Source organism: Flavobacterium sp. AK-345, from assembly GCF_058310175.1.
Genome location: NZ_JBZEER010000001.1, coordinates 13,328 through 26,783, shown reverse-complemented (window position 1 = coordinate 26,783; position 13,456 = coordinate 13,328). Strand labels below are relative to the sequence as shown.

The window sequence follows — 13,456 nt, the reverse complement described above, 5'->3', positions numbered from 1 at the left end:
AACAGTTCAACTACAACGATTACGATTCAATAATCGTATTAATTTGCTTAAAAAGCTGTCCGTCGCTTAAAAAAGCGCCTTGCTGAATTAATTCAAATATTGAGGCATTTCTATCTTCAGTAAAAACTTTCTTGCCTACTTTCATTTCAATTGTTTCAGTAAACATATTATCGCTCAGCCATTGCAACCCTTCTTTTGTTAAAAAATCAGTATCCGGAACTAACGATTTCAAGACTATTGATTGAACATGAGTTTCAAAACATTGAAATAAAAAGATGTGATTTTTAGAAAAATGCTCTAAAAATTCGGCTCTTGACAAAACACCTTCCCAAATTAAATCCGAAAAAACATCCAGCTCCTGTTCTGCCACTTCCGGCTTATTCTCTTTAATAGAATCCCACTCAGCTTTATCAATTGCCTGAGTTGCTAAAAAACTAGCAAATTCCGCATGCAATTCATCAAATTGCTCTTTTGTTAATCTTGCGTATTTCATTTATTTTTTCTTTGATTTAAACGCTTTAAAAAAGCTCTAACAGATTATTTCTAATTTTTAATCCATAAAAAAAGCCCTCACAAATGCGAGGGCAAATTTATAACTTTTTTTTACTTCCTAGAAGATATATCTGATACCAAATTGAGCCTGCCATCTGGATGTTAAGCTGGCATCATAACTAAACGTTTTGGTTTGCGTATTATTAAAAGTATAAGTTGGTGTATTTCCCGCAACTGTAACACCAATTGGCTGAACACTCGTAGGAACCTGAACAACTCCCCAATCAGAATTAAGTAAATTACCAAAATTTAAAATATCAATACTAAACTGGATCGTGTTCGTTTTTTCGGATGCAGAAGAAACTCTGAAATTATAATCCTGCAATAATTTAACATCACATCTTCCTCTCCATGGAGATATTGCCCCATAGCGCTCTGCATATTGTCCTCTTCTGTCTCTCATATATTTATCCTGAGAAATAAACTTATCAAAAGCTTCCCCTTGTCCCGGGGCGCTAAAATTCATCGTTGCAATTTCTGCAGTTGTTGGTATATAAATTAAATCGTTAACACTTGAACCGTCTCCGTTAATATCCCCTCCATAGGTATAATTAAAACGTCCGCCCTGAGCATATTCCAGAAAAGTTGAAACTGTTGTTGCCCATTTATCTTTTCCGTATTTCCATTTTTTAGATGCAACCCCTATAAAACGATGATTATCTCCATATTTAGAATTCGAAAGCGCAGCAGTATTTACATTTCCTAATGCAGGATTAAAAGAAAAAGCATCTCCCGTAATTTCAGCTTCAATAGAGTTTACATCTTTTGATTTTAAATAATTATAAGCCACACTTGCATACAGACCGTTTTCAAAAGTTTTTTGCAATTTAACAGAAGCATTAAAAGCACTTCCTTTATCAGAATTTGTCATTACATAAGCATTGTTTGCTCCTTTATCAGCAGCAACATAAATGGCTCTGTTGTCAACACCGGCTAAAGTTCCTGTTGGCGGTTTTAAGCCCCAGTTTTGAACCTGAACCGCATTTATATCCTTATTATAAGATAAATCAACTGTTACAATATAATTGCTTTCAAATCTATGATCAAATCCTAAACTACTTCTCCAGACTTGCGGCCATTTATAATCAGGATCCATAATTTGAAAGAAACTGTCATCGGCACCACTAACCTGGTTTCCTAACCAAACAAACGGAATTCTTCCTGTAAAAATCCCAGATCCTCCACGAAGTTGAGAAGTAGCATCGCCTTTTACATCCCAGTTAAATCCAATTCTAGGCGACCAAAGAATTCTATCGCTTGGTAAATCTGTAGAAATCAATTTAACAGCCTGACCTGTCTGCGGATTATAATAATCAATACTATTATCTCTTCCAGAACCTCCATTATCAGTGTCTATATATTTCTGAATCAAATCTGCTGTATTAAAATACAACGGTTTATCAATTCTTAAACCTACAGACAATTTAAAATCATCACTTACACTAATATCATCCTGTGCATAAAAGGCCAATTGTCCTACATTTAATTCCGCCAGTTTCCATCCACCGTCAGTTCCTACTTCAAAGTTACTTTTGGTATTAAAAACATCCTGAGCATATTGAAGGTTTTGTGCTATGATACTGGTTGCATAAGGCTGAGCAGCATCATTTAAGAAATCTTGTGTTGTGAAATAGGGAGTGAAAAAAGTTCCCGCATAACCATTCGGGTTTCCGAAGTTATCGTAACCACCCAGATTAAATGAATTTTTAAATCCGAATTTTTCAAAAGAAGTTCCAAAAGTAAAAGCATGTTTACCAACCGTATAAGTCAAATTATTGGTGATTTGAATTACTTTTTGATCTAAAGTATTATTGATCGAAAATGGTTCATGACCAGCAATAATATAATTAGAACCCGCGCCATCCTGAATATTAATTACAGGAGCCGGAACAGAAAATGGAACTCTGTAGTCATTAAAATGCGAATATCCTGCCTGAAACTTATTCGAAACTTTCTCACTGAATTTTGAGTTTAATTCAACTAAAAAAGAACTTAAGTTATTATTAATTTGATATCCGGAATTTTGAAATTGTAAAATTGAAGCATTCGGTCCTCTAAAACCAAGAGCTGTTGGATGCGCAGGTTTATCTTTTGAAGCATCAAGAAAATTATAAATAACCGCCAATTTATGATTATCACTGACATTCCAGTCGACTTTAATAATTCCTTTATTTGAGTTTGATTCATGAATAAAACCCTGATAAGCTCCTGTATTATATCCCAAACCTGCCAAAGCATTAGAAACCGCAATTAAATCAGATTCTAAAACTCTTGATTCATTAATTCCGGTCACACCATCGTTATTATTCGCAACGAAATTTGAACCTAAATCGCTTCTTTTATCAATTTCAAAATTTCCGAAAATGAATAATTTATCTTTAATAATAGGAGCTCCTAAACTAAAACCTGCCTGAGTTTGTTCTAATGTTGGCACAAATATTTTTTCTCCTTTAATTTTATCGCCGGTCAGATCCTGATTTCTGTAAAAAGCATATGCAGTACCATGAAACTCATTTGTTCCGGATTTTGTAACTGCATTTACAGAAGCTCCGGTAAATCCGGATAAAGTAACATCATAAGGAGCAGTCGCCACCTGAATTTGTTCGATCGCATCTAATGAAATAGGCTGAGCACCCGTTTGTCCTCCGGGAGTTGCAGCATCCAAACCAAACGGATTATTAAATACCGCACCATTTAAAGAATAATTATTATACTGATCATTTCTTCCTCCAAAAGATCCGCCGCTTGCAGTTGGCTCCAAACGCGTAAAATCTTCTGCAGATCTTGAAATTGTTGGTAATGCCGTTAATTCTCTTCTGCCAATTGTAGTTTCGGCACCTGTTTTTCCGCTTTTAAAAACCTTGTCTTTAGCAACAACCTTTACTTCTTCCAGCGCCTGGCTCGCATCTGCAAGCAGAACATCTATATTAAATGGTTTTCCTAAATCAAGATAGATATCATTATATTCCTGATCTTGAAAGCCCACAAAAGTTACAACAATTTTGTAAGGTCCTCCAATTCTCATATTCAAAATATTAAACCTTCCATCTTCATTTGAAACGGCAGAATATTTACCCCCAGTCGGAGTATGAATGGCTAATATACTAGCACCGGGCAATAGTTCGTTGGTTGAACTTTTTACAATACCCTTAATACTCGAAGTTGTTGTTTGTCCCGTGACCGCGGTTAAGGCCAGCAAACATAACAATAATGCAAAGATTTTTTTCATTTTCTTAGTTTTGAGTGAGTTATTTCCCTCAAAATTAGACAAAAAAAAGCCACTCGTTAGAGTGGCTTTTATATTTTATTAACAAGAAGTTAACAAAATGTTATTTTTCAGCGATAATCTCGTATGGTAAATCAACGATAACATCTCTGTGTAAACGGATGCTAGCAGAATATTTTCCTGTACGTTTTACGATACCACTAGTGATGAATTTTCTATCAATAGCATTACCTGATTTCTCTAAAGCTTCAGCAATATCGATGTTTGTGATAGAACCAAAAAGTTTCTCTCCACCAGCTTTTGCAGTAAGTTTAATTTCAAGAGCTTTTAAAGTTTCAGCTAATGCTTTTGCATCAGCAACAACTTTAGCTTCTTTGTGTGCTCTTTGTTTTAGGTTTTCAGCTAAAACTTTCTTTGCAGAAGGTGTAGCTAAATGCGCGAATCCTTGAGGAATTAAAAAGTTACGACCGTAACCAGCTTTAACTGATACTACATCATCTTTAAATCCTAAGTTTTGTACGTCTTGTTTTAAAATAAGTTCCATGTTGTTGTCCTTATATTTTAGAAGTTAGGTTCTGCATAACAGAAACCAGCGACTAGAGTTTTTAATTATTTTAATAAATCGGCCACGTATGGCATTAAAGCTAAGTGACGAGCTCTTTTTACAGCTACAGAAACTTTTCTTTGGTATTTTAATGAAGTTCCAGTTAAACGACGAGGAAGAATTTTTCCTTGCTCATTAACGAATTTCAATAAGAAATCAGCATCTTTATAATCGATATATTTGATTCCTGATTTTTTGAAACGACAGTACTTTTTAGTTTTGTTTGTTTCAATGTTTAAAGGCGTTAAATATCTGATATCTCCGTCTTTTTTTCCTTTTGCAGATTGCTCTATTGTAGACATAATAATTAAGCTTTAGTAGATTTTAATTTGGCTCTTCTTCTTTCAGCCCATGAAATAGCATGTTTGTCTAAACTTACAGTTAAGAAACGCATAACTCTTTCGTCACGTCTAAATTCAGTTTCAAAAGCAATTAGAACTTCTCCAGCTACTTTGAATTCGAATAAGTGATAAAAACCACTTTTTTTGTTTTGGATTTCGTAAGCCATTTTTTTCAGACCCCAATCCTCTTTTGACACCATTTCAGCTCCTCTACTAGTAAGAAATTCTTCAAATTTCGTTACTGTTTCCTTCACCTGAACTTCAGATAAAACGGGATTTAAAATGAAAACAGTTTCATAATGATTCATAAATACAATATTTATTTGTTAAAATTGGGTGCAAAAGTAATCATTATATTTAAATAAACAACTCTTTTTTACGTTTATTCGATGTAAAGTAAAAAATAAAGATCTACTTTAGTTTTTTTCCTAAAAAAATTAATATATTTACTACTGCTATCCTGATTTATATAAATTTAAATGTTATGAAACTAAATTGTGTTGTTGTAGATGATAGTTCTATACAGAGGACAATTATTGCTAAATTAGTCAATAATCACCCAGGCTTGCATTTAATTGGTGACTTTTCGAACGCAATCGAGGCGAAAAGCTGTATCTCCTTAAATAATATAGACTTAATATTTCTTGATATAGAAATGCCGGTTATAAATGGCTTTGATTTTCTGGACGGATTAAAAACTAAACCACAAATTATATTTATAACTTCTAAAGCAGAATATGCTCTAAAAGCTTTTGATTATGATGCCACCGATTATCTGCAAAAACCTATTGCAGTAGACCGATTCAATGCTTCTGTAAAAAGAGCAATTGATATGCATCTACTTAAAAAAGAGGTAAAAGAAGAAGAAGGCGAACATATTTTTATCAAAAGCAATCTAAAAAAACTTAAAATCTTTACAGCCAAAATCAAATGGATTGAAGCTTTTGGAGATTACGTAAGAGTTGTTACCGAAGACGATAGCAATTTGGTTCTTTCAACAATGAAATCTTTTGAAAACGACCTGTCTAAAGATAAATTTATCCGCGTACACAAGTCTTATATCATTAATATTGACAAAGTAGAACGTTTCAACAGCAAATTTGCCGAAATTGGAATTACCAAGATTCCATTAAGCCGAAACAAAAAAGAAGATTTGGTAAAAGCACTCTCTACATCTTCTTAATCAATAAAAATCGACGTTTACAGTAACTTTTATAGCTCTGTATTGAGCAACCGCCTCAAAACTATTCAACATCTTCTGAATAGTTTTTTTTGTGTTCCCTAAATGTAGTTCCTGCGGAATCTTAATTAATATCGTCCTGATATATTCATTTCTGATTCTGCTAATTGCCGGTTCTTCCGGTCCCAAAACGGGCATACTCAGATTTTGACTCAAAACCTGATACAACCACATAGATCCTTCTTTTAGCTTATCAAAATCCCGATGTTTTAAAGTTAACTTTATAATTCTGAAATAAGGAGGATACCTATAAATCAGACGATCATACAATTGCTCCTTATACATACCCGCATAATTATGCGTAGTAACCTGTTGTATTGTATTATGATTTGGATTATAAGTCTGAATCACGACTTTACCCTGTTTTTCTGATCTTCCTGCTCTTCCCGCAACTTGCGTCATCATTTGAAAACTGCGCTCAAAAGCTCTAAAATCTGGATGATGCAGCATGTTATCGGCATTCATGATACCCACTAAACTTACGTTATCAAAGTCTAAACCTTTAGCCAGCATTTGTGTCCCTACCAAAATATCTATTTCGCGGCCTTTAAATGAATCAATAATTTTTTCAAAACCATATTTTCCGCGCGTTGTATCCTGATCCATTCTTCCGGTTTTTGCATTCGGAAAAAGAGAAATTAATTCCTGTTCAATTTGTTCTGTTCCAAAACCTTTCGTTGTCAAATCTATACTCGAACAACTATGGCAATGTGTTGGTTTTGCAATTGAATAACCACAATAATGACAGCGCAATTGATTTTTATGTTTATGAAAAGTCAAACTCACATCACACTGTTGACAATGCGGAACATGCCCACAAGTCATACATTCAATAATAGGTGAATATCCTCTTCTATTTTGAAATAAAATTACCTGTTCACCCAATGACAAAGCTTCGGCTATTTCTTCGATTAAAAGATCGCTAAAATGACCCGTCATTTTTTTTCTGAAGTGTTTGTCTTTTAAATCTACCAAAACAACTTCGGGCATTCGAACATTGTTATAACGTTCTGTAAGCGTTACCAAACCATATTTTGCAGTTTGCGTATTAAAATAGGTTTCAATACTTGGCGTTGCAGACCCCAAAAGAACTTTTGCCTGATGAAAATTAGCCAAAACAATTGCTGCATCCCGCGCATGATAACGAGGCGCCGGATCTGTTTGCTTAAAAGTCTGCTCATGTTCTTCATCTACAATCAATAAACCCAAATCAGTAAAAGGCAAAAACAAAGCCGATCTTGCTCCTATTACAATTTGTGCTTTTTCAGAATTTTCGAGTGTTTGTTTCCAAACTTCTACCCTTTCGTTATTACTATATTTTGAATGAAAAACCGCCACTTTGTCTCCAAAATGAAGTCTAAGACGAGAAACTAATTGAGTCGTAAGCGCAATTTCAGGCAGTAAATACAAAACCTGCCTGCCCGTTTCTAGATATTCTTCAATTAATTTGATGTAAATTTCTGTTTTACCACTTGATGTTACACCATGAAGCAGACAAACTTCTTTTTCCAGAAAATTATCTTTAATTGCTGTAAAAGCACCTTCCTGGGCATCACTTAATTGCAACTGTTTTTCTGAAGCTTTTCCATCAAAAGAAATCCTGTCGTGTTGCAGAAAATATTCTTCAAAAATTTCTTTTTCAATTAACGCTTTTATTACTGCAGAAGTAGATTTCGAAATCTCAACCAGTTTTTTTACTGTTATTGGTTTCTTCTCAGAAGCACGTAATTGAAAAAAAGCCAAAACAATTTCTTTTTGTTTATTGGCGCTTTTTAATATTTCAAGCAATTGTCCCAAACCTTCATCAGATTCGTATTTACTATGCAATTTTACATAGCGAATCAATTTTGGTTTGTAACTTTCTTTTATTTCTTCTTCTAAAACAATAATATCCCTGGCCATCATTTTTTGAAGAACCGGCAAAATATTTTTCTTATTTAAAATTGAAATAATCTCCTGAACTTTTAAAGAACTCTGTTGCTGTAAAGCCTCATAAACCAAAAATTCTTCATCTGAAAGTTCGTTTTGATTTACAACAACATCTGTTTTATGCGAAATAATTGTTTCACTTTCAAGCAATAATCCGCTTGGGAAAGCACCGCGATATACATCGCCAATGCCACACATATAATAATTTGCCACCCAAAGCCAGTGTTTAATCTGAATTTCGGTCGCAATAGGTTTTTCGTCTAAAATTTGATGAATTTCTTTGGCATCATATAAAGTCGGAGCATTTTCATGAATATCAATTACCAATGCTGTATAAATTTTACTTTTACCAAAAGGCACCGCGACTCTCATTCCTTTTTTAATGAAATGAAATTCAGCCTCAGAAATACGATATGTAAAGGTTTTGGCTAGAGAAAGTGGTAGAACGACTTCGACAAAAAACATGTAGATATTTTATAGGATTTAAAAAATAACTTTAGTGATGAAAATTAATAATTTTCTAACCAATTTTCTATTTGGATTACATCCAAAGAAATACTTGTGTCAAGTAAATAATCCCATTAAAATTTAGTTTCAGTATTTTTAAATTTTCGGTCGTATTTAATCTCTAAAACAATTTGTTCTGCAGATTTTTCAGAAACAAAAGCACCAAACGATTTATAAAAGCCGTTTCCTTTTGATTTATTAACTTTTAAAGATTTTATCAATCTTTCAATAAGTTCAATTTTATTACTAAAGCTAAGTCCTTTAAACAAAATTAAATAGCTTTCAATTATTTTTTTATCTGTAACAGTCATCTTACTCTATTTCAAATATAAGCAAAATTAAGCTATTTTTTATTAATCAAAAATAGATCAAAATCTAATATACAATTACTTTTTTGTTGGTTTACCAGAAGATTTCTGAGCAAGATATTCATCAACCAATTTCAAAGTATGATTCAGCGATTCTGTATTTGTCCAGTCTTCATGACCCGGAATAATATAGATTGGATTTTTAAATTTCGTCTTTACTTTTTCGATTGATTTTTTCCATTCTTTTACATCAGAATCAGCCAGATAACCCAAATCTTTGGCATCAGCACTTTTTATAAAACAGGCTCCGTAAAGTATTTTTTCTTTATCAAACCAAACCACAATATTATCTGGTGCGTGACCTTTTCCCGGATAATATACCTCAAAAGTATGCTGGCCAACAGTAAATATAGTATCATTAGGAACTATAAATTCAGCTCTTTTCTCGTTATTCTTTTTAAGAATATTATCCGTTAATTTACCTGAATAAGTCTTTACTCCTTTTTGTCTGTAAAAGTCTAAACCTCCCGCTCTGTCATCATGAGAATGCGTTGCAAAACACATAATTACTTCTTTATTATGCTTTGCTTTAATAGTATCTAATAAAGGTTGAAATTGCGATTTATCCCATGGTGCATCAAAAAGCACAACTCCTTTATCTGTAACAAGATACATTGCATTCGCAGAAATCATAGTTCCGTTATAATCATGAAAGGTCCTATAAACATAAAAGTCACCTGTAAGATGACTTATTTGTAATGGCGAATTCTTAGATTGTCCAAAACTGCTTGACAGCGCAACTAAGAATAAAATTATTGATGCTAATTTTCGCATTTTAATTATAAAATTAATTTTTTACTCTCGTCCAGTATTGTGTTCTTCCCATGATAGAAATCCCAACATAACCTCGAAGTTTTAGTTTATCGGCAGATTCAAGTTCAATATAACATTTGTATTTTTTTCCGTTTGTAGGATCCAGAATTGTTCCTCCGCTATATTCAGAACCATCTTTTTTAAGTCCGTTAATGATCACCATTCCTAAAATAGGTTTATTTTTATCTGCACCCTCGCATTTGACACATATATCTTTTTTATGATCAGCACGAAGTATATCTGATACTTTACCATAAATTTTTCCAGATTTTTCGTAAATCTCTACTACTGACTTAGCTTCTCCAGTCGCATCATCAATTGTTTTCCATTTTCCAATGACACTTTGGCCTTGAATTGTGCCTAAGGTTAGAAAACACAATCCAATTGTTAACATCCAATTTTTCATACTATTTATTTTTTTTTTGTTTTAATTTTCTGATAGTAGCATTCAATTCAAACCCTAAAAGCAGAATCATACAGTTTATCCAAATATAAAACATTAGAATTAATAATGTGCCAATAGAACCATAAAGTTCGTTGTATTTTGAGAATTTTATAACCCAAATCCCAAAAAAGAACGAAGATATAACAATTAAGACCGTTGTAAAAACTGACCCAATACTAATAAAAGGCACTTTATTGTATTGTCTTGTTCCGTAACGCAATAATATTGAAGACGTTACCAAAATCATTACCAAAACAAACGCATATCGCCCTAAAATAATCAGCGGAATGTTATCACTCAACACATCCTGAATAATTGTTTTTTGAATAAAGACCTCAAAAACAACAATTGTAGCCACAGTTACAAATAATATAATGGTCATTACAAGTGAAATCGCCAATGCCACTAAATATTGACTAAAAAAACCGCGTTTATCAAAAACATGTTTAGACGATTCAAAACCACTTAAAATTCCGTTTACACCATTTGCCATTAAAAAAATAGAAAGTAAAAATCCTGACGATAATAAACCAGAGTGACTATTATTTAAAATATCACTTATAATTTTATTAATAGCATCATAGGTATTTGGCGGAACACTTTGCTGTACAAATAACAAAAAATCTGCCTGAAAATTATCTATTGGAATAAATGGAATTAAGTTTAAAATAAACAGTGCAAAAGGAAATAATGCCATAAAAAAGCTAAACGAAACGGCACTTGCATGATACGAAAATGCACCCTCAAGAATACCTAAAGTATACATTTCGAGCAAATCGTATAACGAAAAACCTTCTAACCAGGGTAATTTTATCTGCTTTAAAAGCCTTACTACAGAACGCAATACAGGAACTTTTTCAATCCGGGCTTCTATCTCTTGGGACATATTTATGATTTTAATTTTAGAGTTCAGATTTTAGATTGCAAACCTAACTCATAACTTATAATTCAAAACTCATAACTTCATTAAAAAGCTTTAAGACTCAAATCCATGTTGTAAACAGAATGTGTTAATGCTCCGGACGATATATAATTTACACCGCATAAAGCATATTCACGAATTGTTTTTTCATTGATATTTCCTGAAGATTCTGTTTTCGTTTTGTTACCAATTAAAGCTACAGCTGTTTTAGTATCTTCATAATTAAAATTGTCAATTAGAATTCTATGAACACCGTCGCTTAATAAAATCTCACGAATTTCGTCAAGATTTCTGGCTTCAACGATAATTTTCAGATCTAAATTATTGGTCTTCAAATATTCTTTTGTTTTCTTAATTGCAAGCGTAATTCCGCCTGCAAAATCAATATGATTGTCTTTTAGCATTACCATATCATAAAGTGCAAAACGATGATTTTCTCCACCTCCAATTTTTACTGCCCATTTTTCTGCAACCCTAAAATTTGGTGTCGTTTTTCGGGTATCTAATATTTTTGCGCCGGTACCTTCTAAAAGCTTTGCGTACTGACTTGTTTTTGTGGCAATTGCAGACATACGCTGCATGGTATTCAAAACAACTCTTTCAGATTTTAAAATGGATTGCGAACTTCCTGAAACTTCAAAAACCACATCTCCATATTCTACATGCATTCCATCTTCAATAAAAGTCTTCACTTTTAATTTTGGATCTATAAATTCAAAAATCATTTTAGCAATTGCAACACCGGCAATAATTCCCTGATCTTTTACTAATAATTTAGCCTGACCATGAGCCGTTTCAGGAATACAGGCCAATGAGCTATAATCTCCCGTACCCACATCTTCGCGAATTGCGTTACTAATTAATAATTTTAATTCCGTTTGAAATTGTATATCGCTAATCATTTTTATTAAATTTTTATAAGATGCTAAAGTAGGATATATTTTGGGGATTTGAAAGTTTCATTCTGAAAAGTAAGAATAGATTGTTTTAATTCAGAGTACAGGAACTGTCTTAATTTGTTACTCTAAAAACCTTTAGGGGTAAGCTTTTTTTTTGTTTATAGACAATTTTTGCAGTTCTAATCATTACCCCTTAATTTTAATATTAAACCGTTTAAACATGAAAAAAATTACTTTATTTCTATTTTGTATTGCAATTTTCTCCTCTTGTGATAGAGAAGAACTTACTTCAGTTTCAAAACCTGATTTATCAGCTTATCCAACTAAACGTCAAAATACGTATCCTATAGTATTAGTACACGGAATGTGCGGCTGGGGGCGTGATGAAATGTTCGGTTACAAGTATTGGGGAGGATTTGGCGATACTCAAACTTACTTAAATTTTAATGGTTATAAAACCTTTACTGCATCAGTAGGACCATTATCAAGTAACTGGGATCGTGCTGTTGAACTTTACTACAACATTGTAGGCGGCAGAGTTGATTACGGAGCTGCTCATGCTTTGAAACACGGGCATAATCGTTTTGGCGAAACATACACCGGATTTTACAAACAATGGAGTGCTACAAACAAAGTACATTTTGTAGGACACAGTTTAGGAGGAGCATCTCCAAGATTTTTAATTCAATTATTAGAAAACGGAGACGCAGATGAAATGGCTTATGTTCCTAGTCATAATGAAACTCCAACTTCTGATTTATTCAAAGGAAATAAAAAGAATTGGGTAGCAAGTCATACTTCTATAGCAGGTGTACAAAATGGTGCTTTAACCGTAGATTCTGATTCTTTCAGAGAAGTACTTATGAAAATGGTTCTGGGTATCGGAACTATTGGAGGAATTGGATTAGAGCAAAATACTTTTTACAATTTTGATCTTGGACATTGGGGATTACAAAGACAACCAAAGGAAACTGTAAAAGCATATTTTGACAGAATATCTGCTAAAACAGCATCTGGAACACCAGTAACAGCTCGTTTTTGGGACTCGAAAGACAATTGCATGTATGATATGAAAGTAACAACCATGCAGCAACAAAACCAATGGGTTAAGAGCTCTCCTAATGTATATTATGCATCATACACATTCAATGATACAAAACAGCAATCTAATGGAAATTGGACTCCAATACCTAGTATGAGTTTATTATTTCAACTTGAATCAGCTCATATTGGTAAAACTAGTGCAGACTTACCAGAAGGTTTCAACAGCTGGAGACCTAACGATGGTCTTGTAAGTGTAGTTTCTAGTCAATACCCTCTTGGGCACGATTATGTATTAATGGATCCCGCTAACAGAAAATTAGCTCAAAAAGGTGTTTGGGACGTACATCCTACTATCAATGGCCAAGATCACTTAAGTGTTGTAGCACCAGATTTATTACAATCTACAACTATTTCGTTGAATAATTTTTACCTGGGTATAGCTAAAGATTTATCTTACCTGCCTAAATAAAAATCTGATAAAAAGAATATTTAAGAGTCTAAAAAGCAATAATTTTAAATTGCTTTTTAGACTTTTTCTTTTTTTAATACCTTCTTATATCACACAA

The 13,456-nt window shown here is 33.0% G+C and carries 13 protein-coding genes; 2 read left to right on the top strand and 11 right to left on the bottom strand.

The window, feature by feature from the left end:
* Window positions 1–19: 19 nt before the first annotated feature.
* From AC4FQ3_RS00150 to rpsF, 5 genes are all read right to left on the bottom strand, one after another.
* Entirely contained in the window at window positions 20–493 is a 474-nt protein-coding gene (locus AC4FQ3_RS00150; RefSeq protein ID WP_042564341.1) for a DUF6495 family protein, read from the bottom strand.
* A gap of 117 nt (window positions 494–610) precedes the next feature.
* Complete coding sequence (locus AC4FQ3_RS00145) at window positions 611–3,781, bottom strand: outer membrane beta-barrel protein (protein ID WP_491180413.1); 3,171 nt, start codon at window positions 3,779–3,781, stop codon at window positions 611–613.
* A 100-nt stretch (window positions 3,782–3,881) separates the two neighbouring features.
* Window positions 3,882–4,322, bottom strand: a complete 441-nt coding sequence (rplI, locus tag AC4FQ3_RS00140; RefSeq protein WP_042564339.1) for a 50S ribosomal protein L9 — start codon at window positions 4,320–4,322, stop codon at window positions 3,882–3,884.
* Between the two features lie 65 nt (window positions 4,323–4,387).
* The gene (gene rpsR, locus AC4FQ3_RS00135; RefSeq protein WP_002987043.1) at window positions 4,388–4,684 is read right to left on the bottom strand and encodes a 30S ribosomal protein S18; all 297 of its coding nucleotides are present in this window, start codon (window positions 4,682–4,684) and stop codon (window positions 4,388–4,390) included.
* 5 nt (window positions 4,685–4,689) lie between these two features.
* Window positions 4,690–5,031: a 30S ribosomal protein S6 gene (gene rpsF / locus AC4FQ3_RS00130; protein WP_007810575.1), complete on the bottom strand. Its 342-nt coding sequence runs from the start codon at window positions 5,029–5,031 to the stop codon at window positions 4,690–4,692.
* A 176-nt stretch (window positions 5,032–5,207) separates the two neighbouring features.
* Here rpsF and AC4FQ3_RS00125 point away from each other — a divergent pair, with 176 nt between their 5' ends.
* Complete coding sequence (locus AC4FQ3_RS00125) at window positions 5,208–5,906, top strand: LytR/AlgR family response regulator transcription factor (protein ID WP_042564338.1); 699 nt, start codon at window positions 5,208–5,210, stop codon at window positions 5,904–5,906.
* Here the strand turns inward: AC4FQ3_RS00125 and priA are convergent, their stop codons facing one another.
* The 6 genes from priA to nadC all read right to left on the bottom strand — a co-directional run bounded on the left by priA (window position 5,907) and on the right by nadC (window position 11,849).
* The gene (priA, locus tag AC4FQ3_RS00120) at window positions 5,907–8,357 is read right to left on the bottom strand and encodes a replication restart helicase PriA (RefSeq protein ID WP_491180412.1); all 2,451 of its coding nucleotides are present in this window, start codon (window positions 8,355–8,357) and stop codon (window positions 5,907–5,909) included.
* Window positions 8,358–8,473: 116 nt separating this feature from the next.
* Window positions 8,474–8,710 (bottom strand): hypothetical protein, encoded by a 237-nt coding sequence (locus tag AC4FQ3_RS00115; protein ID WP_491180411.1) that lies wholly within the window; start codon window positions 8,708–8,710, stop codon window positions 8,474–8,476.
* A gap of 75 nt (window positions 8,711–8,785) precedes the next feature.
* Window positions 8,786–9,541, bottom strand: coding sequence for a subclass B1 metallo-beta-lactamase (gene bla-B1-FLAV, locus AC4FQ3_RS00110; protein WP_491180410.1), 756 nt, complete (start codon window positions 9,539–9,541; stop codon window positions 8,786–8,788).
* Between the two features lie 13 nt (window positions 9,542–9,554).
* Complete coding sequence (locus tag AC4FQ3_RS00105) at window positions 9,555–9,986, bottom strand: DUF2147 domain-containing protein (protein ID WP_491180409.1); 432 nt, start codon at window positions 9,984–9,986, stop codon at window positions 9,555–9,557.
* A 1-nt stretch (window position 9,987) separates the two neighbouring features.
* The gene (locus AC4FQ3_RS00100) at window positions 9,988–10,911 is read right to left on the bottom strand and encodes a YihY/virulence factor BrkB family protein (RefSeq protein ID WP_042564333.1); all 924 of its coding nucleotides are present in this window, start codon (window positions 10,909–10,911) and stop codon (window positions 9,988–9,990) included.
* Window positions 10,912–10,991: 80 nt separating this feature from the next.
* Window positions 10,992–11,849, bottom strand: a complete 858-nt coding sequence (nadC, locus tag AC4FQ3_RS00095) for a carboxylating nicotinate-nucleotide diphosphorylase (RefSeq protein ID WP_491180408.1) — start codon at window positions 11,847–11,849, stop codon at window positions 10,992–10,994.
* Window positions 11,850–12,066: 217 nt separating this feature from the next.
* Here nadC and AC4FQ3_RS00090 point away from each other — a divergent pair, with 217 nt between their 5' ends.
* Entirely contained in the window at window positions 12,067–13,359 is a 1,293-nt protein-coding gene (locus AC4FQ3_RS00090) for an esterase/lipase family protein (protein WP_491180407.1), read from the top strand.
* The last annotated feature ends 97 nt before the right edge of the window (window positions 13,360–13,456 follow it).

Coding starts and splice junctions, on each gene's coding strand:
- AC4FQ3_RS00150 (WP_042564341.1), bottom strand. CDS start 493: ATGAAATACGCAAGATTAACAAAAGAGCAATTTGATGAATTGCATGCG.
- AC4FQ3_RS00145 (WP_491180413.1), bottom strand. CDS start 3,781: ATGAAAAAAATCTTTGCATTATTGTTATGTTTGCTGGCCTTAACCGCG.
- rplI (WP_042564339.1), bottom strand. CDS start 4,322: ATGGAACTTATTTTAAAACAAGACGTACAAAACTTAGGATTTAAAGAT.
- rpsR (WP_002987043.1), bottom strand. CDS start 4,684: ATGTCTACAATAGAGCAATCTGCAAAAGGAAAAAAAGACGGAGATATC.
- rpsF (WP_007810575.1), bottom strand. CDS start 5,031: ATGAATCATTATGAAACTGTTTTCATTTTAAATCCCGTTTTATCTGAA.
- AC4FQ3_RS00125 (WP_042564338.1), top strand. CDS start 5,208: ATGAAACTAAATTGTGTTGTTGTAGATGATAGTTCTATACAGAGGACA.
- priA (WP_491180412.1), bottom strand. CDS start 8,357: ATGTTTTTTGTCGAAGTCGTTCTACCACTTTCTCTAGCCAAAACCTTT.
- AC4FQ3_RS00115 (WP_491180411.1), bottom strand. CDS start 8,710: ATGACTGTTACAGATAAAAAAATAATTGAAAGCTATTTAATTTTGTTT.
- bla-B1-FLAV (WP_491180410.1), bottom strand. CDS start 9,541: ATGCGAAAATTAGCATCAATAATTTTATTCTTAGTTGCGCTGTCAAGC.
- AC4FQ3_RS00105 (WP_491180409.1), bottom strand. CDS start 9,986: ATGAAAAATTGGATGTTAACAATTGGATTGTGTTTTCTAACCTTAGGC.
- AC4FQ3_RS00100 (WP_042564333.1), bottom strand. CDS start 10,911: ATGTCCCAAGAGATAGAAGCCCGGATTGAAAAAGTTCCTGTATTGCGT.
- nadC (WP_491180408.1), bottom strand. CDS start 11,849: ATGATTAGCGATATACAATTTCAAACGGAATTAAAATTATTAATTAGT.
- AC4FQ3_RS00090 (WP_491180407.1), top strand. CDS start 12,067: ATGAAAAAAATTACTTTATTTCTATTTTGTATTGCAATTTTCTCCTCT.